Source organism: Jannaschia seohaensis, from assembly GCF_900116765.1.
GTDB classification, from domain to species: domain Bacteria; phylum Pseudomonadota; class Alphaproteobacteria; order Rhodobacterales; family Rhodobacteraceae; genus Jannaschia; species Jannaschia seohaensis.
In genome coordinates this window covers 1-22,366 of the sequence record NZ_UETC01000005.1, presented here as the reverse complement: position 1 = coordinate 22,366, position 22,366 = coordinate 1, and the positions used below count along the sequence as shown (strand labels likewise).

The 22,366-nt window shown below is 68.5% G+C and carries 19 protein-coding genes and 1 pseudogene; 10 read left to right on the top strand and 10 right to left on the bottom strand.

Annotated elements, in window-relative coordinates; translation table 11 throughout:
• Positions 1-70 precede the first annotated feature (70 nt).
• The gene (locus tag DTQ71_RS11955) at positions 71-1,399 is read left to right on the top strand and encodes a RodZ domain-containing protein (RefSeq protein ID WP_109564532.1); all 1,329 of its coding nucleotides are present in this window, start codon (positions 71-73) and stop codon (positions 1,397-1,399) included.
• An 85-nt stretch (positions 1,400-1,484) separates the two neighbouring features.
• The gene (ispG, locus tag DTQ71_RS11950) at positions 1,485-2,618 is read left to right on the top strand and encodes a flavodoxin-dependent (E)-4-hydroxy-3-methylbut-2-enyl-diphosphate synthase (RefSeq protein ID WP_109564531.1); all 1,134 of its coding nucleotides are present in this window, start codon (positions 1,485-1,487) and stop codon (positions 2,616-2,618) included.
• A gap of 82 nt (positions 2,619-2,700) precedes the next feature.
• On the opposite strand, the gene DTQ71_RS11945 is transcribed toward ispG, so the two are convergent.
• Positions 2,701-3,471 carry an HpcH/HpaI aldolase family protein gene (locus tag DTQ71_RS11945; RefSeq protein WP_109564530.1) on the bottom strand — a complete coding sequence of 257 codons (771 nt, stop codon included), beginning with the start codon at positions 3,469-3,471 and terminating at the stop codon, positions 2,701-2,703.
• Positions 3,472-3,555: 84 nt separating this feature from the next.
• On the opposite strand from DTQ71_RS11945, the gene DTQ71_RS11940 reads away from it, so the two are divergent.
• The gene (locus DTQ71_RS11940; RefSeq protein WP_109564529.1) at positions 3,556-4,440 is read left to right on the top strand and encodes an amidohydrolase family protein; all 885 of its coding nucleotides are present in this window, start codon (positions 3,556-3,558) and stop codon (positions 4,438-4,440) included.
• On the opposite strand, the gene DTQ71_RS11935 is transcribed toward DTQ71_RS11940, so the two are convergent.
• Complete coding sequence (locus tag DTQ71_RS11935) at positions 4,437-5,615, bottom strand: ROK family transcriptional regulator (RefSeq protein WP_109564528.1); 1,179 nt, start codon at positions 5,613-5,615, stop codon at positions 4,437-4,439. The genes DTQ71_RS11940 and DTQ71_RS11935 overlap by 4 nt on opposite strands.
• A gap of 137 nt (positions 5,616-5,752) precedes the next feature.
• On the opposite strand from DTQ71_RS11935, the gene DTQ71_RS11930 reads away from it, so the two are divergent.
• From DTQ71_RS11930 to DTQ71_RS11915, 4 genes are all read left to right on the top strand, one after another.
• The gene (locus tag DTQ71_RS11930; RefSeq protein WP_109564527.1) at positions 5,753-6,775 is read left to right on the top strand and encodes a sugar ABC transporter substrate-binding protein; all 1,023 of its coding nucleotides are present in this window, start codon (positions 5,753-5,755) and stop codon (positions 6,773-6,775) included.
• A gap of 181 nt (positions 6,776-6,956) precedes the next feature.
• Entirely contained in the window at positions 6,957-8,015 is a 1,059-nt protein-coding gene (locus tag DTQ71_RS11925) for an ABC transporter permease (RefSeq protein WP_109564526.1), read from the top strand.
• A gap of 85 nt (positions 8,016-8,100) precedes the next feature.
• Positions 8,101-8,871 carry an ATP-binding cassette domain-containing protein gene (locus tag DTQ71_RS11920; RefSeq protein ID WP_109564807.1) on the top strand — a complete coding sequence of 257 codons (771 nt, stop codon included), beginning with the start codon at positions 8,101-8,103 and terminating at the stop codon, positions 8,869-8,871.
• The gene (locus tag DTQ71_RS11915; protein WP_109564525.1) at positions 8,868-9,446 is read left to right on the top strand and encodes a nucleoside/nucleotide kinase family protein; all 579 of its coding nucleotides are present in this window, start codon (positions 8,868-8,870) and stop codon (positions 9,444-9,446) included. The genes DTQ71_RS11920 and DTQ71_RS11915 overlap by 4 nt, the downstream gene beginning before the upstream one ends.
• Positions 9,447-10,081: 635 nt before the next feature.
• Here DTQ71_RS11915 and comE read toward each other — a convergent pair.
• Genes comE through hisD form a run of 4 tightly spaced genes read right to left on the bottom strand, consistent with a single transcriptional unit; the run spans position 10,082 to position 13,407 of the window.
• Positions 10,082-10,636 (bottom strand): sulfopyruvate decarboxylase subunit beta, encoded by a 555-nt coding sequence (gene comE / locus DTQ71_RS11910; RefSeq protein WP_109564524.1) that lies wholly within the window; start codon positions 10,634-10,636, stop codon positions 10,082-10,084.
• The gene (locus DTQ71_RS11905; protein WP_109564523.1) at positions 10,633-11,139 is read right to left on the bottom strand and encodes a sulfopyruvate decarboxylase subunit alpha; all 507 of its coding nucleotides are present in this window, start codon (positions 11,137-11,139) and stop codon (positions 10,633-10,635) included. The genes comE and DTQ71_RS11905 overlap by 4 nt, the downstream gene beginning before the upstream one ends.
• A gap of 13 nt (positions 11,140-11,152) precedes the next feature.
• Entirely contained in the window at positions 11,153-12,103 is a 951-nt protein-coding gene (locus tag DTQ71_RS11900) for an alcohol dehydrogenase catalytic domain-containing protein (protein ID WP_109564522.1), read from the bottom strand.
• Entirely contained in the window at positions 12,100-13,407 is a 1,308-nt protein-coding gene (hisD, locus tag DTQ71_RS11895; protein ID WP_109564521.1) for a histidinol dehydrogenase, read from the bottom strand. Before hisD ends, DTQ71_RS11900 begins: the two co-directional genes overlap by 4 nt.
• A gap of 127 nt (positions 13,408-13,534) precedes the next feature.
• Here hisD and DTQ71_RS11890 point away from each other — a divergent pair, with 127 nt between their 5' ends.
• A complete protein-coding gene (locus tag DTQ71_RS11890) occupies positions 13,535-14,554 on the top strand; it encodes a LacI family DNA-binding transcriptional regulator (protein WP_109564806.1) in 1,020 nt (339 codons plus the stop codon).
• 411 nt (positions 14,555-14,965) lie between these two features.
• Here DTQ71_RS11890 and DTQ71_RS24905 read toward each other — a convergent pair.
• The 4 genes and pseudogenes from DTQ71_RS24905 to acnA form a co-directional block, all read right to left on the bottom strand.
• A pseudogene (locus DTQ71_RS24905) lies at positions 14,966-15,058 on the bottom strand (transposase); the annotation flags it as partial.
• A gap of 472 nt (positions 15,059-15,530) precedes the next feature.
• On the bottom strand, positions 15,531-16,211 hold the full coding sequence (locus DTQ71_RS11880; protein WP_109564520.1) for a DUF1223 domain-containing protein: 681 nt from the start codon (positions 16,209-16,211) through the stop codon (positions 15,531-15,533).
• An 83-nt stretch (positions 16,212-16,294) separates the two neighbouring features.
• Entirely contained in the window at positions 16,295-16,759 is a 465-nt protein-coding gene (locus tag DTQ71_RS11875; protein WP_109564519.1) for a methyltransferase family protein, read from the bottom strand.
• A gap of 431 nt (positions 16,760-17,190) precedes the next feature.
• Complete coding sequence (gene acnA / locus DTQ71_RS11870) at positions 17,191-19,983, bottom strand: aconitate hydratase AcnA (RefSeq protein ID WP_109564518.1); 2,793 nt, start codon at positions 19,981-19,983, stop codon at positions 17,191-17,193.
• 216 nt (positions 19,984-20,199) lie between these two features.
• Between acnA and ccmA the strand changes: the two genes are divergently transcribed.
• A complete protein-coding gene (ccmA, locus tag DTQ71_RS11865) occupies positions 20,200-20,832 on the top strand; it encodes a heme ABC exporter ATP-binding protein CcmA (protein WP_109564517.1) in 633 nt (210 codons plus the stop codon).
• Between the two features lie 103 nt (positions 20,833-20,935).
• A complete protein-coding gene (gene ccmB, locus DTQ71_RS11860; protein ID WP_109564516.1) occupies positions 20,936-21,592 on the top strand; it encodes a heme exporter protein CcmB in 657 nt (218 codons plus the stop codon).
• Positions 21,593-22,366: the final 774 nt, after the last annotated feature.

Here is a 22,366-nt window from a genome sequence, read left to right as displayed (position 1 = left end):
CGGGGTTCGTTCAACGGGACGGAATCGCACCCAGAGACGGCGCGACCACAACCTTTGAAGGGGCAGGCTGATGTTCGGCCGCAAGTCGAAGAAGAAGACTATCGTCGAAAATCCTGAGCGCGGGTTCGACTCGTACGAGATGCGTTTGGGCGACGAGATGCGCGGCGAACGGGCGACGCTCGGCAAGTCGCTCATGGACGTTCAGCGGGAACTGCGCATCAAGGCCAGTTACATCGCCGCCATCGAGAATGCCGACCTGGAGGCGTTCGACAGCCAATCCTTCGTCGCCGGATATGTGCGCAGCTACGCGCGCTATCTCGGTATGGACCCCGAAATCGTGTTCGCTCGCTTCTGCGAAGAATCCGGCTTTGGCGGGATCGGGTCGCTGCGGCCGATGGAATCCGCCCTGTCGCGCCGCGACGGCCTGGGCGCCGCCTTGGCCGCCCCCGCCGCGGGCCGCGGATCGGCCCTGCGCCAGCCCAAGACCGAAGCGAAGCCGATCGACCCTTTGCTGAGCGCCGGCAACCCCTTCGCCAAAAAGACCACCCCCGTCTTCGCGGGCTTCGAGCCGGGCGCGCTGGGCTCGCTGGCCGTGCTCGCGCTGCTGGTCGGCGGGCTGGGCTATGGCGGCTGGACCCTCGTGAAGGAAATCCAGCGCGTGCAGGTCGCCCCGGTCGAGGAAGAGCCTGCCCTCCTGGCGGAACTCGACCCCCTCGCCCCCGTGGCCCCGGCAAGCGCCGCCCCCGAGGTCGCCGGCGTGGACATGCCCGCGACCGAGGCGCTTTCCCGCCTCTATCGCCCGCAGGCCCTGGACGCGCCGATCCTGACGGCGCGCGACCAGCCGATCTCCACCATCGCGCCGGGCTCCACCGGGGCGCTCGCCTCGATCGAGCCGGCGGATTCGATCGCAGCTGACGCGGGTTTGGCCACCGGCACGCCCGAAAGCATCGCCGCTGGGGTCAATCTGGCCCTGGCAGAAGCGCTGCGCGAGCCGAGCGAGACCGCCGAAACCCCCGCGACCCCGCAAGTCCTCGCCTCCGAACCGGAAGCCATCGTCGTGGTCGCCACCGCCGAAGCCTGGGTCCGCATTCGCGCCGCCGACGGCTCGACGATTTTTGAGCGGACGATGCAGCAGGGCGAGACCTATGAGGTTCCCGCCTCCGAGGGCGAGGTGTCGCTGCGAACGGGAAATACCGGCGCGGTCTATTTCTCCGTCGCGGGCACGACCTACGGCCCCGTGGCCCCCGGCCCGCAGGTCGCCACCACCGAGGTTTCGGCCGCGACCATCGGCGATAGCTTCGCCGTGGCGGATCTGACGGAGGACAGCCCCATCGCGCGCGTGGTGGCCGAACTTGCCGCCGAAGCCGCGCTGCCCGGCCAGGATATCCCGGCGGAGTGACGCGGTTGCGCAGCGCCGCTTAGGGGCTTACCTCATCGAAAGGGCCGCGGCAGCCAAGCGGCCGAGACGACAGCGAGGCCGCCCCATGTCCCTCCACGCGATCCGCCCCTGGCGCCAGATCGACCGGCGCAAGTCGCGCCAGATCATGGTCGGCACCGTCCCCGTCGGCGGCGATGCCCCGATCAGCGTCCAGACCATGACGAACACGCTGACGACCGACGTGGCCGCCACCGTCGCCCAGGTCCAAGCCGCCGCCGAGGCGGGCGCCGACATCGTCCGCGTCTCCGTGCCGGATGAGGCGTCGTCGAAGGCGCTGAAAGAGATCGTCCGCGAAAGCCCCGTTCCGATCGTCGCCGACATCCATTTCCACTACCGCCGCGGCATCGAATCCGCCGAAGCCGGCGCCGCCTGCCTGCGGATCAATCCCGGCAATATCGGCAGCGCGGACCGCGTGAAGGAGGTGATCCAGGCCGCCCGCGACCATGGTTGCTCCATCCGCATCGGCGTCAATGCGGGCTCGCTGGAAAAGCACCTGCTGGAGAAATACGGCGAACCCTGCCCCGAAGCGATGATCGAGAGCGGGCTCGACCATATCCGCATCCTGCAGGACAACGATTTCCACGAGTTCAAGATCAGCTGCAAGGCGTCCGACGTCTTCCTCGCCGCCGCCGCCTATCAGGGCTTGGCCGAGGCGACCGACGCGCCGATCCATCTCGGCATCACCGAGGCCGGGGGCCTCGTCTCCGGCACGATCAAATCGGCCATCGGTCTGGGCAACCTGCTCTGGATGGGGATCGGCGACACGATCCGCGTCTCGCTCAGCGCCGACCCGGTGGAAGAGGTCAAGGTCGGCTACGAGATCCTCAAGTCGCTCGGCCTGCGCCATCGCGGCGTCAACGTCATCTCCTGCCCCTCCTGCGCGCGCCAGGGCTTCGACGTGATCAAGACCGTCGAGATCCTGGAGAAGCGGCTGGAGCATATCAAGACGCCCATGTCGCTCAGCATCATCGGCTGCGTGGTCAACGGCCCGGGCGAGGCGCTGATGACCGATGTGGGCTTCACCGGCGGCGGCAACGGGCGCGGCATGGTCTATCTGGCCGGCTCTAAGAGCCACGCCTTGGACAACGACAAGATGATCGACCACATCGTCGAGCAGGTCGAAAAGAAGGCCGCCGAGATCGAGGCCGCCCAAGCCGCCGAGGCCACCGCAGCGGAATAAGCCCCCACCCCTCTTCTTCCCTGTAGAAATATCCCGGGGGGGGCCGAAGGCGGGGGGCAGAGCCCCCCTCCCCCGTCGTGGCTCAGTCCGCCTCGCCCATATCGTGCAGCGCATCCGCGACGGCGCGGGCGCCCTGCAACATGAAGGCATGTTCCGAGGCGACGAAGAACATCGTCACGCCCTGTTCCATCAACGGCCTGCAGGCCGCCGCGTTCGGCGCGAAGGTCATGAAGGCCTTGCCATTGGCCTTGCAGGCCGCCCCCACCCGCGCCATCGCCGCGCGCACCGGCTCGGCGGTGATGTCGGTGACGCCGTAGCAGACCGACAAGTCGGCGGGGCCGACGAAGAGCCCGTCGATGCCGTCCACGGCCGCGATCTCTTCGCAGGCCTCGACCCCCGCGGGTTCTTCGATCTGCGCGATCACGATGGTCTCCGCGTCCTGCGCCAGCACATCCGCCATGCCCCGCGTCGCAAAGCCCGCCCAACGGGTGGAGCCCGCATAACCGCGCCCGCCCTCGCCGAAATGGGCGGCCCGGGCCACGGCCCGGGCCTTCTCGACCGAATCGACATGGGGCACGACCACGCCCAAGCCGCCGCCGTCCAGCGCCTTCAGGATCTCCATCGGCGAGCCAGTCGGCACCCGGACCAGTGCCGGGACGCCTAGAGCGCGGGTCAGCGCCAGGCAGGTATCCATCCGGCCGTGATCGAAGGGCGCGTGCTCCGCATCGAGGCACAGAAAGTCGAGGCCCGATTTCGCCAGCACCTCGACCAGCTCATGGGCGGGGGTCTTGAAGAAAGTGCCCGCCAGCACCTCGCCCGCCAACATCCGTGTCTTGAACTTCGCGTCCGCCATGATCCTACCTCCCGGCTGGCCGCCATACGACCGCGCCCGGCGCGCCGGGTCAAGCGGTGGTTGCATAGGTATTCATCCCGCACCATGCTCCGGCCCATGCATCACGCCGATCTCCCGCTCGACCCGCCCTCGCGCCCCAAGGCGTCCCTGCCCCCTGGCGCCTGCGATGCCCATGTCCACATGCTCGCCGATGACTATCCGCTCTGGGAGGGGCGGGTGGAAGACCCGGCGCCGGGCGGCTTGGAGGACTGGGCCTTGCGGCTGGAGCGGCACCTGGAGACGCTCGGCCTCGCGCGGGCCGTGATCGTCCATTCGATCCTCTACGGCGGCGACAATGCCGTGACCGTCGACGCCGTCTCCCGGCTGGGCGACCGGGCGCGCGGGATCGGGCTGGTCCGCGACGGCGCCACCGACGCGGAGCTGGACGCGCTGGCCGAGGCCGGGGTCATGGGCGTGCGGCTCAACTACGTCCATGGCGGCATCCTGACCTGGGAGGGCGTGCGCGCGATGGCGCCGCGGCTGGCGGCGCGCGGGATGCATGTGCAGATGCTGATGAACGCGCACAGGCACATGGAGGATCTCGCCCCGCAGGTGCGCGAGATGCCGGTACCCGTGGTGTTCGACCATATCGGCTGGCCCGATCTGGGCGCCGGACTGGCCGAGCCGGGCTTCGACATGCTGCGCGCGCTGGTCGCGGAGGGCACGGCCCTGGTCAAGCTCTCCGGGGCCTACCGGCTCAGCGATGCGCCCTATGACGCGGCCGCCGCCCATGTCGACGCCCTGGTCCGGGCGAACCCGGAGGGCTGTCTCTGGGGCTCAGACTGGCCGCATATCATGCTGGCCGACGCCAAGCAGCCGGATGCGGGGCGGCTGCTCGACGCTTTTCTCGATGTCGTGACATCGGAGGCGGCGCGGCGCGCCATTCTGAGCGATACGCCCGCGCGGCTCTACGGGTTTCCGCAGCCCTAGCCGATCGAAAGGTACCGCGCCGAAAGCGGCGCCCAGGCGGCGCCGACGGCGCGGGCGTTCTCGCCCACCCGCCCCTCGATCACCTTGGGCAGAACCAGCCCGCGAGCGTCGAGCCCCGGCAGAACCTCCCGGATGCGGGCCACGAGGCGGGCGCGGATCGGAGGCGGCACGGCGCCGTCGACCACCACCGCCGCGAAGTCTATCACCGCGCAGGCGGAAACGGCGGCACGGGCAATGGCCTCGCCGGTCTCATCGATCCAGGGGGCGATCTGCGGCTCGAAGGCGGACCAGTCCCTCGGCTCGGTCCAGAGCAGCCGGGGATCCCCGCCGGCTCCCGTGATGGCAATCTCCAACAGGTAGAGCGACGCCGTCTCGACCAGAGGCGCCGACCGGCCATCCACTGTGCGGCTTTGCATCGCGCCGAAGGCGCCGGCATTGCCGTGCGGCCCCTCATAAACCGTCCCACCCAAAACCACTCCACCACCGATGAACGACCCGACATAAAGATAGGCCCAGTCGGAAACGCCCGGTCCGCGGCCCAGCATCGCCTCGGCACGGCAGGCGGCGGTCGCGTCGTTGACCACCACGGTTTCCAGCCCCGTGCGATGGGCCATCTCGGCGGCGAGGTCTGTATCGCGCCAGGCGTCCAAGCCTCGCGGCGGGGCGCCCAGTTCCCGCTCCCAGCGCCAAAGCTCGAACGGCATGGCGAGCCCGAGGCCGCAGAGACGGTCCCGCGCGGAGGCGGGCAGCTCGCGGCCGAGCGCCTCAAGCGCCCGGTCGACGAAGCGATAGACATCCTCGGGGAGCGGATAGCGATAGGCGGTCTGGAGCTGCCCCCGCACCTCTCCGCGCAGATCCATCAGGACCAGATCCGCCGAGCGCCGGCCGACCTTCAACCCGACCGAGAACGCCCCGTCCGCAGCGATCTCAATGGGCACCGACGGCTTACCGACCCGGCCCCGCCGGGGCGCGCCGCGCGCGATCAGCCCATCGGCTTCCAGCGCCCGCAGGATCACCGAGACGGTCTGCGCCGACAGGCCGGTGCGGCGAGCCAGTTCCGCGGCGGGGGCCGCGCCAAGCCGCGCAATCGCCGAGAGCAGCACTCTCTCGTTGTAATCGCGCTGGTCGCGCCGGGTCGCAACCGAGCCGATCATCGGATTGGCGTCGTCGGGCATCCGCACCTCCGCCCTCCTCCGTGCCAAAGGCGGATTAATAAATCAACCGGATTTATTAATTGACGCCTCTCTCGATTCGCGTCAAATCTCGCGTGATGACGGCCGAATCGTGCCGTCCCACTGGGAGGAATACCAAGATGAAGAAACTGCTCGCTGGCACGGCTCTTGCGCTTACGGCCATGACCGGGTCCGCCTTCGCGGACGCCCACGCCACCACGACGGCCTGCCTGATCACCAAGACCGACACCAACCCGTTCTTCGTGAAGATGCGCGAGGGCGCGACCGCCAAGGCCGAAGAGCTTGGCGTCGAGCTCAAGACCTTCGCAGGCAAGTTCGACGGCGACCACGAGACGCAGGTTCAGGCCATCGAAACCTGCATTCTCGACGGCGCCAAGGGCATCTTGATCACCGCCTCGGACACGTCTTCCATCACCGGCGCCGTCCAGCAGGCGCGGGACGCGGGCCTCTTGGTCATCGCCCTGGACACGCCTCTGACGCCCGCCGACGCAGCTGACGCCACCTTCGCGACCGACAATTACCTCGCGGGGCTTCTGATCGGACAGTGGGCGCGCGCGCAGATGGGCGACGAGGCCGAGAACGCCAAGATCGCGATGCTGAACATCCAGGTTTCCCAGCCGACCGTCGGCGTTCTGCGCAACCAGGGCTTCCTGGACGGCTTTGGCATTGAACTGGGAGACCCGAACCGCTGGGGCGACGAAGAGGACCCCCGCATCGTCGGTCAGGACGTCACCCAAGGCTCCGAAGAGGGCGGACGGACCGCGATGGAGAACATCCTGGCGGCCGACCCGATGGTCAATGTCGTCTACACGATCAACGAACCTGCCGCTGCCGGTGCGTACGAAGCGCTCCGTGCGATCGGCCGTGAAAACGACGTGCTGATCGTTTCCGTCGATGGCGGCTGCCCCGGCGTGCAGAACGTCGAGGACGGCGTGATCGGCGCGACCTCGCAGCAGTACCCGCTGCTCATGGCATCGCTGGGGGTCGAGGCCATCAAGACCTGGGCCGAGGAAGGCACCAAGCCGGAACCAACGCCCGGCAAGGCGTTCTTCGACACCGGCGTGGGCCTTGTGACAGACCAGCCCGTCGACGGCATCGAGAGCATCTCGGTCGCCGAGGGCAAAGAGCTCTGCTGGGGCTGAGCATCCACATCGGGCGCTCACGCCCGGCGGGGGCCCTGCGGGGCCTCCGGGATGCGATCGGGCGGAGCCGATCACCGGCTCGGCCTCCCCAGATGCCAGGCTGACCCAGGCCTAGCACCCTCAGACCAACCGGACGCGCGGTCCCAGGCCGCGCGCACCCTCATCCGGCGAGAGGCCAAAGATGTCCCAATCCGACAGCTACGAATCCGCGATCAACCGCGCCGACAAAGTCGCAGAGTTCGAACATAAGAACCGCGGCATCGTCGGGACGATCCAGCACCTGCTCCACGTGAACCCCGCGCTTGTGCCGCTGATCGTACTGGTCGCATCGGTCATCGTGTTCGGCCTCTTGCTCGGCTCGCGCTTCTTCAGCCCGTTCGCGCTCACGCTGATCCTGCAACAGGTGCAGATCGTGGGCATCGTGGCGGCGGCACAGAGCCTGGTCATCCTGACGGCGGGCATCGATCTGAGCGTCGGCGCCATCGCCGTGATCTCTTCGGTGATCATGGGCCAGTTCACATTCCGCTACGGCCTGCCCGTCGAGGTCGCCGTCGCCTGCGGGTTGATGTTCGGCACCGCCATCGGCTGCATCAACGGGTGGCTGGTCGCCGTGATGAAGCTGCCGCCGTTCATCGTGACGCTGGGCATGTGGCAGATCGTGCTGGCGGCGAACTTCCTCTACTCCGCCAACGAGACGATCCGGTCGCAGGACATCCAGGAAGCGGCCCCCTTGTTGCAATTGCTGGGGGCGAAGTTTTCGATCGGCGGCGCGGTGTTTACGGTGGGCGTGATCTTCATGGTCCTGCTCGTCGTCGTCCTGGCCTTCGTGCTCAAACACACGGCCTGGGGGCGGCATGTCTACGCGGTCGGCGACGACCCAGAGGCGGCGCAGCTCTCTGGTGTGAACGTTAAGATGACGCTGATTTCCGTCTATGGCCTCGCCGGTCTGATCTGCGCGATGGCGGGCTGGGCGCTGATCGGCCGGATCGGTTCGGTCTCTCCGACTTCGGGCCAGCTGCTCAACATCGAGAGCATCACCGCCGTCGTGATCGGGGGCATCTCGCTCTTCGGCGGGCGCGGCTCGATCCTGGGGACGTTCTTCGGCGCGCTGATCGTCGGCGTGTTCACCCTGGGCCTGCGCCTGCTCGGCGCGGACGCGCAGTGGACCTACCTCCTCATCGGCGTGCTCATCATCGCCGCCGTGGCCGTGGACCAGTGGATCAGGAAGGTGTCGGCATGACGTTGCTCGACCGGACCGCGGACTGCACCGTTCCCATCGTGACAGTAGATCCGAACGGGAACCAATGGATCAGAAAGGTGTCGCCATGACCCAGGAGCCCATTCTCAAAGGCCGCAACCTGGTCAAGCGCTATGGCCGCGTAACCGCGCTCGACCATTGCGACTTCGACCTCTATCCCGGCGAGATCCTCGCCGTGATCGGCGACAACGGTGCGGGGAAGTCGAGCCTGATCAAGGCCGTCTCCGGCGCCGTGATCCCCGACGAGGGCGAGGTCTGGCTGGAAGGCAAGCAGGTTCATTTCACCTCGCCCATCGATGCTCGGGAGGCAGGGATCGAGACGGTCTACCAGACGCTCGCCATGTCCCCGGCCCTCTCGATCACCGACAACATGTTCATGGGTCGGGAGATGCGGAAGCCCGGCTGGCGAGGCAAGTATCTGCGGATGCTCGACCGCGCCGCCATGGAGAAATTCGCGCGCGAAAAGCTGAGCGACCTGGGCCTGATGACGATCCAGAACATCAACCAGGCGGTCGAGACCCTGTCGGGCGGTCAGCGACAGGGCGTGGCCGTGGCCCGCGCCGCCGCGTTCGGCTCCAAGGTCATCATCTTGGACGAGCCGACCGCGGCGCTGGGCGTCAAGGAGAGCCGCCGCGTGCTGGAGCTGATCCAGGACGTGAAAGCACGGGGCATCCCGATCATCCTGATCTCCCACAACATGCCGCATGTCTTCGAGGTCGCCGACCGCATCCATGTCCATCGCCTGGGCAAGCGCCTGACGGTCATCGACCCAAAGGAACATACGATGTCCGACGCCGTGGCCTACATGACCGGCGCCAAGGAGCCGGAGGCCGCGTGAGCCTCGACGCCCTGCTCGCCCGCATCGAAGCTCATCCGGGCGACCGGGTGGTGGTGGCGCTGGCCGGCCCGCCCGCCTCCGGTAAGTCGACCTTGGCCGAAACCCTGGCGGAGCGGACCGGCGGCGCGGTGCTGCCGATGGACGGCTTTCACCTGGACGACAGGATCCTCGGACCGCGCGGCCTGCTGCCCCGCAAGGGCGCGCCCGAGACCTTCGACCTGGGCGGCTTCGCCCGGACCGTCGCGGCGCTGCGCGCGGGCGAGGACGTCTATCACCCGATCTTCGACCGCTCCCGCGAGATAGCCATCGCGGGCGCTGGCCATATCCCCGCCCAGACACGTGTCGTCGTGGTCGAAGGCAACTGGCTGCTGCTCGACGCGCCGGGCTGGCGCGACATCGAGTGGGACATCACCGCCCGGCTGGAGGTGCCGGACGACGAGCTGCGCCTCCGCCTTGCCGAGCGCTGGGCCTGGATGACGCCCGAGGCGCGTGCCGCGAAGATCGACGGCAACGACATGCCGAACGCACGGCTGGTCCGCGAGGGGTCGCGGAAACCGGATTTGGTTCTGACATAGCCGCTCGCCCATCCGGCGGGCGGGGCACGGCTGTCCGCGCGTCTCAAGCCTAGACGTGAGAAACGTCGCCCCGTCACATCCGATCTCTGCCGTCACGGCCCTCTCCGGGCAGGAAAGCCACACTGCAAGACGTCGTCCCGTCCGCCGCTGCCTCCCAGCGCCGTTCGAGCGCCCGTCAGGTTTCCGCAGTCCTGTCGGATGAACGGCCGAGGAGGTCAATCGAGCAGATCGGAAGGATCGCTTCGGCTGCGAGCCAGAGGCGCGGCGCGGGCGGCAAGGTCTGTCGGCCTATCTCCGACCACTTCCGCGAGATCGCCACCGCCGGCGCCGGGGGCATCCCCGGCGCTACGCGGTCGGTGATCGTGGAGAGCGACGGGCGACCGCGGCCCGACCCGCCGGGCTGGCCGGAGATCGACGGGGAGGGGACGGCGCGGCTGGAGATGACCGACGACGCACTGCGCCTGGCGTAACGCGTGGGCGGGAGGGCGCAGGGGCGCGGGCGGGGGACGGGCCCTTGTCCTGAGGACGTACCCAGCCGCTCCCGTCGCGTCGTGAGTATTTTACAACCCGTGATGAGGAGAGACGCGCGCCCCTCATCACGGGTTTCTAAATACTCACTGTTGGACCGCCGGCCCTCAGGCCTTCACGGCTTCCATGAAGCGATGCTTGATCACCACCGGATCCATCGTGATGACGGGCATCTTGGCGTTGCCGCTGTCGCACTTGACGACGATGATGTGCATCTTCTTGGAGTCGATAGCCTTCTGGAGCACTTCACCGGTGTCCACATCCTTGCACTCGATCACGTTCTCGCAGCCACAGGCCTCGGCGACCTTGGCGAGCGAGGTCTTCTTGCCCGTATAGGTCGGCTGATCCCCGGTCGAGCCGTAGGACCCGTTGTCGATGATCATCAGGATGTAGTTGTCGGCCACGTTGTTCGCGATGGTCGGCAGCGTGCCCATATTGGTCAGGATCGAGCCGTCGCCGTCGATCACGATCACCGTCTTGGGCTGCGCCAGCGCGAGGCCCAGGCCGATCGACGAGGCTAGGCCCATCGTGCCCAGCATGTAGAAGTTGGTCGGCTGGTCGTCGATCGCGTGCAGCTCCTGCGACGGGATGCCGATATTGCAGACCACCAGCTGGTCACGAAGGATCGGAGCGATCTCTTTCAGGATTTCGGAACGGATCATTGGTCGCCGTAGCCTCCCCAGAAATTGGCGTCGGTCAGGATCGCCACGGGCTTGTTGCACATGAAGGTGTATTTGAGGATGTTGTCGAACTCCTCGACATCTTTCTGCCAGTGGAAATGGTAGGTCGGGATGTGCATCTGCGCGAGCAGGGCCTTGGTGTGGACCGCCATTTCGACCTGGCAGGCGACGGGCTCCCGCAGCTCTCCGCGATAGGAGATCAGCATCGGCAGGGGCATGCGGTAGAACTGCGTCAGCGTCGCCAGCGTGTTCAGCGTCACGCCCAGCGCGGTGTTCTGCATGATGATCATCGGCCGCTTGCCGCCCATCCAGGCGCCGGCGCAGAGGCCCATGCCCTCATCTTCCTTGTTGGAAGGGATGTGGAAGATCTCGGGGCGCTTTTCGACCTCGTCGATCACGCCGGCCAGCTGCTTGCAGGGGACGGTGGTGACGAACGAGATGTCGTTCGCGACCAGGTCGTCGCAAATCCTCTTGTCGATATCCAAAACGGGGCTCCTTTCAGGGAACGAGTAGGATCTTAGGGGCCGCCACGGCCCCCGCGCGGATGTCGGCGAAGGCGCGGGCACCTTCGGTGAGCGGGCGCTCCTCGACCCAGTCCAGGGGGCCCAGGCGACCGTCGAACATGGCGGCGCAGGTGTCGCGGAAGTCCTGCGCCGTGTAGGTGTAGATGCCGAGGAAGGCGATCTGCTGCAACGTGATGCGCCGCAGATCCAGCCCCCCCTGCCCGCCGCCCAGACCGATATGGACGATGGCGCCGCCGGGCCGCACGGCGGCGGAGGCCGCCGCCCGCGTCGGATCGATCCCGACCGCGTCCACCACCACATCGAAGGCGCCGTCGGGCGCCTTGGCGGCCGTCTGGACATGCCCGTCGAGAAAGGCGCGGCGCATGTCGTTGGGCTCGACCACTGTGACGTCGCCCACGCCTTGCGCCATGAGGCAGAGCGCGGCGCCCAATCCGATCGCCCCGCCGCCCAGAACCAGCGCCCGGTCCGCCACGCCCGCGGCGGCGATGCCGCTGCGCGCGCCGTTCCAGCCGCAGGCGATGGGCTCGGCCAGGGCCGCTTGTGCGTCGGTCACGTGATCGGGCACATCGACGAGGTTGCGCTCCGGCATGGCGACGGCACCGGCAAAGGCGCCTTCTCGCGGGGGCATGGAGATGATCTGGCGGCGCGCGCAGAGATTGGTCTCTCCGCGCAGGCAGGCGGGGCAGGTCATGCAGGTGACGAGCGGGTTCACGGTCACCCGGCGGCCGCCCGCAAGCCCTGACGCCTCATGGCCCAGGATCAGCGGAGCCGGGCGCCGCTCGTCATGACCGAGAAAGGCGTGCATGTCCGAGCCGCAGATGCCGACCCGCGCGACCCGAACCTCGACCTCCCCATCGGCAGCGATGGGATCCGGGACCTCCCGGACCTCCAGCGCCTCGGGGCCGGTATAGACGAGCGCTTTCACTCCTCAGCGCTCAGGTCGAAGTTCTCGCCGGGGAAGTATTTGGCCAGCCGGATATCGGCGGTGCGGGCATGGCCCTCCATCCCTTCCAGCCGGGAAATCCGCGCGGTGGCGATGGCCACGTCCTTCGCCCCCTCGCGGGTGGCCCGCTGCCAGGTCACGACCTTCATGTATTTGTGCACCGACAGACCGCCGGTATAGGTCGCGGCCCGGCTGGTCGGCAGCACGTGGTTGGTGCCGGAGGCCTTGTCGCCGAAGGCCACCGTCGTCTCCTCGCCCAGGAAGAGCGAGCCGTAGCAGGTCAGCCGGTCCAGCCACCAGTCGAGATCCTCGGCCTGCACCGTCAGGTGCTCGGGCGCGTATTCGTCGGAGGTCGCGGCCATTTCCTCGCGCCCGTCGCAGAGGATCACCTCGGCATAGTCGCGCCAGGCGGCGGTGGCGTTGTCGCGGTTCACCTCGGGCAGCTCGGCGATCAGCTCGGGCACGCGGGCCATCACCGTCTCGGCCAGGGCGCGGTCGTCAGTGACCAGCCAGACCGGCGAGTTATAGCCGTGCTCCGCCTGCCCCACGAGGTCGGCGGCGACGATCTCCGGGTCGGCGGTCTTGTCGGCCAGGATCAGCGAATCGGTCGGACCAGCGATCATGTCGATGCCGACACGGCCGTAGAGGATGCGCTTGGCCTCGGCCACGAACTGGTTGCCCGGGCCCACCAGGATGTTCGCCTTGGGCAGCCCGTGCAGGCCGAACGCCATGGAGGCCACGCCCTGCACTCCGCCCATGGCGAGGATCGCGTCCGCGCCGCAGATCTTGGCGGCATAGACGATAGCCGGGGCGATGCCGACGCCGGGGCGCGGCGGGGAACAGGCGGTGATGTGCTTGCAGCCGGCGACCTTGGCCGTCGTCACCGTCATGATGGCCGAGGCGATATGGCTGTAGCGCCCGCCCGGCACGTAGCAGCCCGCGGCCTCGACCGGCATGACCTTCTGACCGGCGATGAGGCCTGGAACGACCTCCGTCTCGACATCGGTCATGGTCGATTTCTGAAGCTCGGCGAAACGCTTGACGTTGGCGTGGCTGAACTCGATGTCGGCCTTGAGCTTTTCGGGAACCTGGGCGCAGGCGGCCTCGATCTCGGCCTCGGACATCAGGATCGGGCCGTCGTATTTGTCGAACTTGGCCGCGTATTCCAGCGCCTTGGCGTCGCCGCCCTGCTCGATATCGTCCAGGATGCCCTGCACCGTGGCCGAAACGTCGGCTGCGTCGGACCGCGCCGTCTTGGTGGCCTTTTTCAGATACTCGCGCGCCATGTCGAATCCTCCCCACATCGCTGAGTCGTCATGTAAGCGCTTTCATCGAGCGATGCAAGCGCTTACATGAGGGCAGACGATCTGCTATCGGTCTTCCTTACACCCCCGCCACATGGACGCCGCGCGCATGACCAAGACCCCGACCCTGGCCGATGTCGCCCGCCGCGCGGGCGTCTCGACGGCGACCGTTTCTCGGTGCCTCAACGCGCCCGAACGCGTCCAACGCGAGACCCGGGAACGGATCGAGGCGGCGGTGGCCGAGATCGGCTATTCGCCGAATTTCGGCGCGCGGGCGCTCGCGGCCAAGCGGACCGACACGATCGGAGCAATCGTGCCCACTCTGGAAAACTCGGTCTTCGCGCGCGGCTTGCAGGCGTTCCAGACGGGTCTCGTGGCGCAGGGGATGACGCTGCTGCTGGCCTCCTCCGCCTATCGACCGGACCTGGAGGCGGCGCAGATCCGGACGCTGGTGGCCCGCGGGGCCGATGGGTTGCTGCTGATCGGCCATGAGCGGGATCCGGCGCTCTACGATTTCCTCGCTCTGCATCGGGTGCCGGTCCTGGTGGCCTGGGTCTATGACCCGTCCGAGCCCCGGCCCTCGGTTGGCTTCGACAACAAGGCGGCGATGGCGGAGATGACCGCGGCCGTCTTGGCGCAGGGCCATCGGCGGCTGGCCACGATCTCGGGCCATACCCGGTTCAACGACCGGACGCGGGACCGAGTGGCGGGCGTGCGCGCCGCCATGGCGGCCCAGGGGCTGGACCCGGCCACCCTGACGGTGATCGAAACGCCCTACGGCATCGAGACAGGCGCCCGGGCCATGGCCGACCTGATGACGGCCCCGCATCCGCCTACCGCCGTGATCTGCGGCAATGACGTGCTGGCGCTCGGCGCCTTGCGGCAGGCCCGGGCGATGGGGCTGCGCGTGCCCGAGGACGTCTCCATCACCGGCTTCGACGACACGGAGCTGTCGACCGTCGCGGACCCGCCGCTGGCCACCGTTTCGATCCCCCATGGGGAGATGGGCGCGCGCGCCGCGATCATGCTGACGGAGATGGTGCGCACCGGGGCGCAGCCAGACAGCGTCGCGCTGCCCTGTGTGCTGCGCCTGCGCGGCTCGCTTGGTCCCGTACCGCGGGCCGCCTAGGCTGCGGACTCCATTAATCCAGCAGGTGCAGGCTGCGGCGATGTGAGCGGCGGCGAAGACGTTTCGCCCGAGCGTGTCGTATCGGGTCGCGACGCGGCGTAAGTCCGTGAGGCGGCGCCACCTTCGCTCGACGAGGTTTCGCGCGCGGGAGGGGCGGTCCGATCCTATGGGATCGAGACGCGCCGGAAGGTCGTGGACGAGTTGGCCGTTTGCCTCCCGCGCTCTGCGAGCCCGTGCAGCCTGGACGCCCCCTCGGCGGGAGCAGCCTATCCCCTGCGCGAAGGCTCCCCCTCTTGCGTCGGCCGCCGAGCGGTGCGCCTTGACGTGGGGCGCGTCGATCGAGACCTCCGCATGCGACCCGTGGATGCCGGCATGGCCGGCCGGCGCCTCGCAGATCCCATGTGAGACGCCCTGCCGGGACGACCTGGTGAAGCGTTTGTAGACGGTCGTGTGAGAGCCGTAGCCCTCCGGGCAGGCCCGCCACCGCGCCCCTGACCGCAGCATGTGCAGAGAGATCACCCGGCAGTCGTCGACGCACCGCGCTGACCGCAGGGGAGAAGCGGCGCGACCCGCCCCCACTCCGCATCGCTCATACAAGAATGCCCCCTGGCCATCCCGCTCCCCAAACCTCTCGGGAAGGTTGAAGCACCCAGGACCCGTGGACCAAATCCTAATAAGTTAAAGAGCCTAGTGTCCGTTCGACCCACAGCCCCGGCGCGGGAGGGGAGTCGCGTGGGCACTTGGAGCGGCCACCCATGGATGTCTCTTCGAGCCTGGAACCTCTGCCGCCGTCCCACCGTTTGTCGCGGCCCCTGCCCTCACATCTCCGCCCGCGATCGTCGGATGTGCGGCTCCGTGCCCGGCCGCCACGGCTCGCGCGGTGTCACGCGCCGCTTTGCGCGTGCCCCAGACCCGCCCCCGCTCCGCCGACCTCCTAACGGACACACGAACGCCCGGGATCGAGTCCCAAGCGGCCCTAGTCGAGCTTCACCGCGCCGAGGATCGGCCCCAGCTTACCCCCGTCGACCCTCTGCGCCAGCACGATCTGCGCATAACCGTCCCGGGGCGCGGGCAGGGAGAAGCTTCCGGCCTCGCCCGACCACTCGCCCAGAACGTCCCAGCCGATGACCACGTTGTGATAGGTCATGACCCGACCCGCGTTCTCGCCCCGCATGATCTTGACTTCGGCCCGCGGGAGCACCGTGACCAGCACCAATTGCCCGCCGCCCTCGACCTCCATCGCGACGACCTTGCGCCCTTCGGCGGTGGAGGCAGCGCGCAGAACGTCCCCCGTGGCGCCTCGGTGCGCCTCGATCAGCTGCGCCAGCTTCATCCCCGACGGCCCCGCCACCTGATCGGCCCCACCGACGACGAATTGCGGCGTGTAAACCACACTGGAACCCACGGCCGAGGCATAGGCGCGCTGACGCTCGGAATGGGCGGCCTTGCCGAACGTGTCCTCCCAGCCGATCCAATCCCAGTAATCGACGTGAAGCGAGAGGGCGATCACGTCCTCATGCGCGGTCAACTCCCCCAGCATCTCGTCAGCGGGCGGACAGGAGGAACAGCCCTGAGAGGTGTAGAGTTCGACCACAACCGGATCGGCGGCGGCTGAGAGAGGCAACAAAGCGGCGAAGGCGGCAGTGGCGAGACGCATAGGCGGTGTCCGGTCGTTCGGTCAGGTCCGATACCTAGAGGAGCCCTGGCGCCTTTGCCAATCACCGTGCGGTGAGGGACAGATCAGATCCAACGGCGCGTGGCTTTCAGGTATGGTTCGGCGGCGCTCCCGAAGGCGGAACGCAGGCCCGCCTCCTCCGGGGCGGCGAAGCGCCTGTCGAGAACCCACCACAGCCCAGGCACGGGCAACAGCGCCAGGAGGCTGTCCTGCCGCAACGCGGCGCCGAGCGCGATGGTGACGAGCGCGAGGTAGATCGGATTGCGGCTGATGCGATAGGGCCCCTCGACGATCAGCGCCTCAGGCCGATGATGCGGCTCGATCGGCGTGCGCTTGCGCAGGAACCAGAGCGCCGCCCAACCGATCAGGGCCAGCGCGGCGACGATCAGCGCGCCGCCCAGCCATTGGCCGATCGCACCGGCGGCGGACGGCCCCGGCCCGCGACCCAGGCTCCAGACGCAGAACAGCGCGCCCAACAGCCAGATGGGCGGCAGGTCGGGGAAGCCCTTCAGATGGCGTGCGAGGTTCATGGGCGGGCCTCGCGCGCGTGCCCTGGCATGGCTGCTCCCGGCGTCAACACTTCGGCAGGGCGCGCGGTGGCGCCCCCGGCCCCGCCCCCCACCGGGCGCAACGGGCGCGCGATCCGCTCTCCCCGGGGGGATCGGGCCGCCAGCGCGCCTGCGTCCAGCTCCACCGCCGCGCGCCGCCTGGGGCGGGCAAGACCGAGGCGGCGCGGGGCGGCAGCGATCTTGGGACAGGGACGAGACCGAACGCGGCCCCCGGCTCTTGGAGGGCGCATCAGCCGCGACTGGTCACAAACGACAAAGCCCGCGCCGAAAGGCGGCATGGCTCCGGAGATGAAGAGATCGGCCCCCATGCCGCAGCCTGCGCCCATGCCGCCGCAAAAAGCAAGCGGGGCCCGAAGGCCCCGCCGAAGACATCCGTCAGGATGGATGAGGCGTCACTCCGCGGCGACCGGCGACTGGGCCAGGTTGCGCAGCACGTAGTGCAGCACGCCGCCGTTCTTGATGTAGTCGATCTCGACCTCGGTATCGATCCGGCACTTGAGCGTGACCGTCTGCTCGGTCCCGTCCGCCATCGCGATCTTGGCCTCGACCTCCTGGAGCGGACGGACATCGCCGAGCCCCTCGATCGTCACCTGCTCCTGCCCGGTCAGGCCCAGGCTCTTGCGGGTGTCGCCGCCGGTGAACTCGAACGGGATCACGCCCATGCCGACGAGGTTGGAGCGGTGGATGCGCTCGAAGCTCTCGGCGATCACCGCCTTGACCCCCAGCAGCGCCGTGCCTTTGGCCGCCCAGTCACGGGACGAGCCCGCGCCATACTGCTCCCCGCCGAAGACCACGAGCGGCACGCCCTGCGCCTGCCAGGCCATGGCGGCGTCGTAGATCGAGGTCTGCTCGCCGTCCGGCCCGACCGTGTAGCCACCCTCGACCCCGTCCAGCATCTCGTTCTTGATGCGGATATTGGCGAAGGTGCCGCGCATCATGATCTCGTGGTTGCCACGGCGCGAGCCGTAGGAGTTGAACTCCCGAACCGGCACCTGCCGCTCGATCAGATACTGGCCGGCGGGCGAGCTCTCCTTGAAGGAGCCCGCCGGAGAGATGTGGTCGGTGGTGATCATGTCGCCCAGCACCGCCAGGACGCGGGCGCCGACGATGTCGTGGATCTCCCCGGCCTCCTTGGCCATGTTCTGGAAGTAGGGCGGGTTCTGCACATAGGTCGAGGTCGCCGGCCAATCGTAGGTCTCGCCGCCCGACACCTCGACCGACTGCCACTTCTCGTCGCCCTTGAAGACGTCGGCATATTTCTCCTGGAAGGCGGCGCGGGTCACGGTCTTCTCGACCAGCTCGGCGACCTCCTGCTGCGAGGGCCAGATGTCCTTGAGATAGACCGGGTTGCCGTCCTTGTCGGTGCCCAGCGGCTCCTTGGTGATATCGACATTCATGTCGCCCACCAGCGCATAGGCCACCACCAGCGGCGGCGAGGCGAGGTAGTTCGCCCGCACGTCCGGAGAGATCCGGCCCTCGAAGTTGCGGTTGCCCGAAAGCACCGAGGTCGCGATCAGGTCGTTGTCGTTGATCGCCTTGGAGATCTCCGGCGCCAGCGGCCCCGAGTTGCCGATGCAGGTCGTACAGCCATAGCCCACGAGGTTGAACCCGATGGCGTCCAGGTCGTCCTGAAGGCCGGCCGCCTCCAGGTAATGCGACACCACCTGCGAGCCCGGCGCCAGCGAAGTCTTCACCCAGGGCTTGCGGTTCAGACCCAGCTCCCGCGCTTTGCGCGCGACGAGGCCCGCGCCGATCATCACATAGGGGTTCGACGTATTCGTGCAGGAGGTGATCGACGCGATCACGATGGAGCCGTCATGGAGCTGCGACCGGTCGGCCTCCCCGCCCGCGACGAAGCCTTTCCGGTGATGGCCCTCGTCGCCCGGGATGTCGACAGGCTCGGGCGCACCGCCCTCCCCTTCCCACCGGGTCTCGGCCTTGGCGGACGCGTCCTCGGCGCCGCGCACGCCGCTGACATACTCCACGAAGGCGCGGGCGGCCTTGTCGAGCGCGATATAGTCCTGCGGCCGCTTGGGGCCGGAGATGGCGGGCACGATCGTGCCCATGTCCAGGCTCAGCGTGTCGGTGTAGACCGGCGCGTAATCGGCATCGCGCCAGAACCCGTTCTCCTTGGCATAGGCCTCGACCAGGGCGATACGCTCTTCCGTGCGGCCCGTGGTGCGCAGGTAGCGCAGCGTCTCGGCGTCGATCGGGAAGAAGCCGCAGGTCGCGCCGTATTCCGGCGCCATGTTGGCGATGGTCGCCCGGTCGGCCAGCGGCAGCGTGTCGAGGCCGGAGCCGTAGAACTCCACGAACTTGCCGACCACGCCCTTCGCGCGCAGCATCTCCACGACCTTCAGCACCAGGTCGGTGCCCGTCGTGCCCTCGACCATCTCGCCGGTCAGCTCAAAGCCCACGACTTCGGGGATCAGCATCGAGATCGGCTGGCCCAGCATCGCGGCCTCGGCCTCGATGCCGCCCACGCCCCAGCCCAGCACGGCCGCGCCATTGACCATGGTCGTGTGCGAGTCGGTGCCCACCAGCGTGTCCGGATAGGCGACGGTCTCGCCCGCCTGGTCCTCGTCGGTCCAGACGGTCTGGGCCAGATATTCCAGGTTCACCTGATGGCAGATGCCCGTGCCCGGCGGAACTACGCGGAAGTTGTTGAAGGCGGTCTGGCCCCATTTGAGGAACTGATACCGCTCCATGTTCCGCTCATATTCGCGGTCCACGTTCATCTGGAAGGCGCGGGGGTTGCCGAACTCGTCGATCATGACCGAGTGGTCGATGACCAGGTCGACGGGGTTCAGCGGGTTGATCTTCTGCGCGTCGCCGCCGAGGCCGACGATGCCGTCGCGCATGGCGGCGAGGTCGACGACCGCCGGCACCCCGGTGAAGTCCTGCATCAGCACGCGCGCCGGGCGATAGGCGATCTCGCGGGGGTTCTTCCCGCCCTTCTCGGCCCATTCGGCGAAGGCCTTCACGTCCTCGACCGAGACCGTCCGGCCCCCATCCTCGAAGCGGAGCATGTTCTCCAGCACGACCTTCAACGCGGCCGGCAGCTTGGAGAAATCGCCCAGCCCCGCCTCGGTCGCGGCGGCGATCGAGTAGTAGCTGACGGTCTGGTCGCCGACGGTCAGCTGGCGGCGGGTCTTGGCGGTGTCTGTTCCGACTTGAATGGTCATGGGCGTCCTCCGGTCTGGCGTCTTACGCGCTTGCGCGTCATCTGCACCACGGGCGGGGGTTTGGCAAGATCAATGTATGCCGTCGCATACAATTGGCTCGGGCACAGGTTTCGCCGCTCTACCGTGCGCCCTTCCGCCACGTTCTGGCAAGCGCCCGGCACGCGACCCTTCGTCCTGCCCTTCCCCTAAGGCGACGGATAGGCCATCACCCCCGGGATGGAGTTCGAAGCCCAATCCCTGACCTGCCGCCGCGGCGAGGCGATCGTGTTGCGCGACGTGTCGTTTCGCGTGCGGGCGGGCGAGGCGCTGATCCTTCGGGGGCCGAACGGCTCGGGCAAGACGACGCTGCTGCGGACGCTTGCCGGCCTGACCCCGGCCGTCGCCGGCAAGGTGACGGCCCCCACCGAGGCGATGGCCTATGGCGCGCATGCGGACGGGCTGAAAGCGCAGCTGACCGTGGCAGAGAACCTGGCCTTCTGGGCCGCGGCCTTCGGCACCGGACCCGCAGCCGCCGCCCGCGCCGAGGCGGCCTTCGACCTGGCCCCCCTCCGCAACCGCCGCGCCGCCGATCTCTCGGCGGGACAGAAACGCCGCGCGGCCCTGGCCCGCCTCGTCCTGACTGACCGTCCGATCTGGCTCCTCGACGAGCCGACGGTCTCTCTCGACGCCGAGAACACAGCCCGCTTCGCCGCGGCTGTGCAGGCCCATCTGGCATCCGGGGGCGCGGCCCTCATCGCCACCCATATCGATCTGGGCCTGCCCGAGACCCGGCTGCTCGACATCTCGACCTTCGCCGCGCGCGGCACCCCCGACAGGGCCGCCGACCCCTTTGCGGAGGCCGTCGAATGACCCCGCCCAGCCCACATGGCCCGGTCCTCATCTTGCCCGAAATACCTCGGGGGGAGTCGCCCTTGGCGACGGGGGGCAGAGCCCCCCTCCCCCCTATCGGCCAATGCTAGCACTGCTTCAACGCGACCTCCGCCTCGCCCTGCGTGCCGGCGGCGGCTTTGGCCTAGGGCTCGCCTTTTTCCTGATCCTGGCGACCCTGGTCCCGCTCGCGGTGGGCCCGCAGCCCGACCTGCTGGCCCCGATCGCGCCCGGTATCCTTTGGCTCGGCGCGCTACTCGCCTGTCTGCTGTCGCTCGACCGTCTTTGGGCGCTCGACGCGGAGGATGGCTCCCTCGACCTGCTCGCCACTGCCCCGGTGCCGCTGGAGGGCGCGGCCTCGGTCAAGGCCCTGGCGCATTGGGTCACGACCGGCCTGCCCCTGACGCTGATCGCCGCGCCGCTGTCGCTTCTGCTTTTCCTGCCGGGTCAGGCGCTGCCCTGGCTCGCCCTGTCGCTCGCGATCGGAACGCCGGCACTCAGCTGGATCGGCACCTTCGGCGCGGCCCTGACCGTTGGGCTCAAGCGCGGCTCGCTCCTCCTCTCCCTGCTTGTTCTTCCACTCTACATCCCGACCCTGGTCTTCGGGGCGGAGGTCGTGCGGCGCGGGGCCGAAGGGCTCGACGCCTCGACGCCGCTCGCGCTGATGGGCGGGGTCACCCTGGGCTGCGTCGCCCTCCTCCCCTTCGCGACCGCTGCGGCGCTGCGGGTGAACCTGAGATAGCCCCGGCCGACCGGGCGAGGTCGCGCCTTCCAACCGCCTTGCGCCCCAAGCGCGATAGGGGGCGATGTGGGATGCCCGACGGGGGCCTGTCCTGTCTGACGGCGATGGAGGTCGCGACCACCGAGACGCTGAACAGCGTGCCCTGCACCGTCCAGCCCTTCGGCGAAGCCCAAGCCCCTCATGTCTCCCGCTCAGGTGACGACCATCGCCGCCGCGACCTTTCCCTGGCCCAGCCGGTTGGAGCGGATTCTCGGCCCGTCTCGCCCCGCCCGGCATGCCACAGCCGAGGCTCCAGGCATGTGACCAGAGGCGACCGATGCCTGCGATATGGCACCGGTCCCAGAGACGCGGGGCAGAGCGTTCCACGACGTTGGGGGGCCGGCGAGAGCGCGAGATCGACGCAATCTGGGCGCGTTGCGACCGCGCCCTGCGGCGAGGCCTTCGACCGACGCGGCCACCGTTCGGGCTTCGCCGCGAGCGGCCGCCTCGACCAACCGCTCGACCATGGCGACCCACAGGCGCCCCCGGGCTCCACCGCGCATCGGCGCGCTGGCAAGAGCGGCTCGAACCGAGTCCCTTCCCCTCGCTTGACCGCAAGCTCCCCTCCATTAAAGCACCGGACGTTATCTCCGAGTCACATTTTGCGTTGGCGGCGGTCCCGTGGCTCCCTCTGTCGGGTGTCTTGTCATGGCGAGAACGTTGTCGATGGATGTGCGGCGTCGCTTCGCGCGTCTGATCGGGGAGGGGATGAGCGGTAGGGCTGCGGCGGCGCGT

Bases quoted from the DNA above. Each gene is read 5' to 3' on its own strand.
- DTQ71_RS11920 (WP_109564807.1), top strand. From the start codon at position 8,101: ATGACCCAGGAGCCCATTCTCAAAGGCCGCAACCTGGTCAAGCGCTAT.
- DTQ71_RS11935 (WP_109564528.1), bottom strand. From the start codon at position 5,615: ATGCCCGACGACGCCAATCCGATGATCGGCTCGGTTGCGACCCGGCGC.
- DTQ71_RS11875 (WP_109564519.1), bottom strand. From the start codon at position 16,759: ATGAACCTCGCACGCCATCTGAAGGGCTTCCCCGACCTGCCGCCCATC.
- DTQ71_RS11945 (WP_109564530.1), bottom strand. From the start codon at position 3,471: ATGGCGGACGCGAAGTTCAAGACACGGATGTTGGCGGGCGAGGTGCTG.
- comE (WP_109564524.1), bottom strand. From the start codon at position 10,636: ATGATCCGTTCCGAAATCCTGAAAGAGATCGCTCCGATCCTTCGTGAC.
- DTQ71_RS11955 (WP_109564532.1), top strand. From the start codon at position 71: ATGTTCGGCCGCAAGTCGAAGAAGAAGACTATCGTCGAAAATCCTGAG.
- ispG (WP_109564531.1), top strand. From the start codon at position 1,485: ATGTCCCTCCACGCGATCCGCCCCTGGCGCCAGATCGACCGGCGCAAG.
- DTQ71_RS11890 (WP_109564806.1), top strand. From the start codon at position 13,535: ATGACCAAGACCCCGACCCTGGCCGATGTCGCCCGCCGCGCGGGCGTC.
- acnA (WP_109564518.1), bottom strand. From the start codon at position 19,983: ATGACCATTCAAGTCGGAACAGACACCGCCAAGACCCGCCGCCAGCTG.
- ccmB (WP_109564516.1), top strand. From the start codon at position 20,936: ATGCTAGCACTGCTTCAACGCGACCTCCGCCTCGCCCTGCGTGCCGGC.
- hisD (WP_109564521.1), bottom strand. From the start codon at position 13,407: ATGGCGCGCGAGTATCTGAAAAAGGCCACCAAGACGGCGCGGTCCGAC.
- DTQ71_RS11940 (WP_109564529.1), top strand. From the start codon at position 3,556: ATGCTCCGGCCCATGCATCACGCCGATCTCCCGCTCGACCCGCCCTCG.
- DTQ71_RS11880 (WP_109564520.1), bottom strand. From the start codon at position 16,211: ATGCGTCTCGCCACTGCCGCCTTCGCCGCTTTGTTGCCTCTCTCAGCC.
- DTQ71_RS11930 (WP_109564527.1), top strand. From the start codon at position 5,753: ATGAAGAAACTGCTCGCTGGCACGGCTCTTGCGCTTACGGCCATGACC.
- DTQ71_RS11925 (WP_109564526.1), top strand. From the start codon at position 6,957: ATGTCCCAATCCGACAGCTACGAATCCGCGATCAACCGCGCCGACAAA.
- ccmA (WP_109564517.1), top strand. From the start codon at position 20,200: ATGGAGTTCGAAGCCCAATCCCTGACCTGCCGCCGCGGCGAGGCGATC.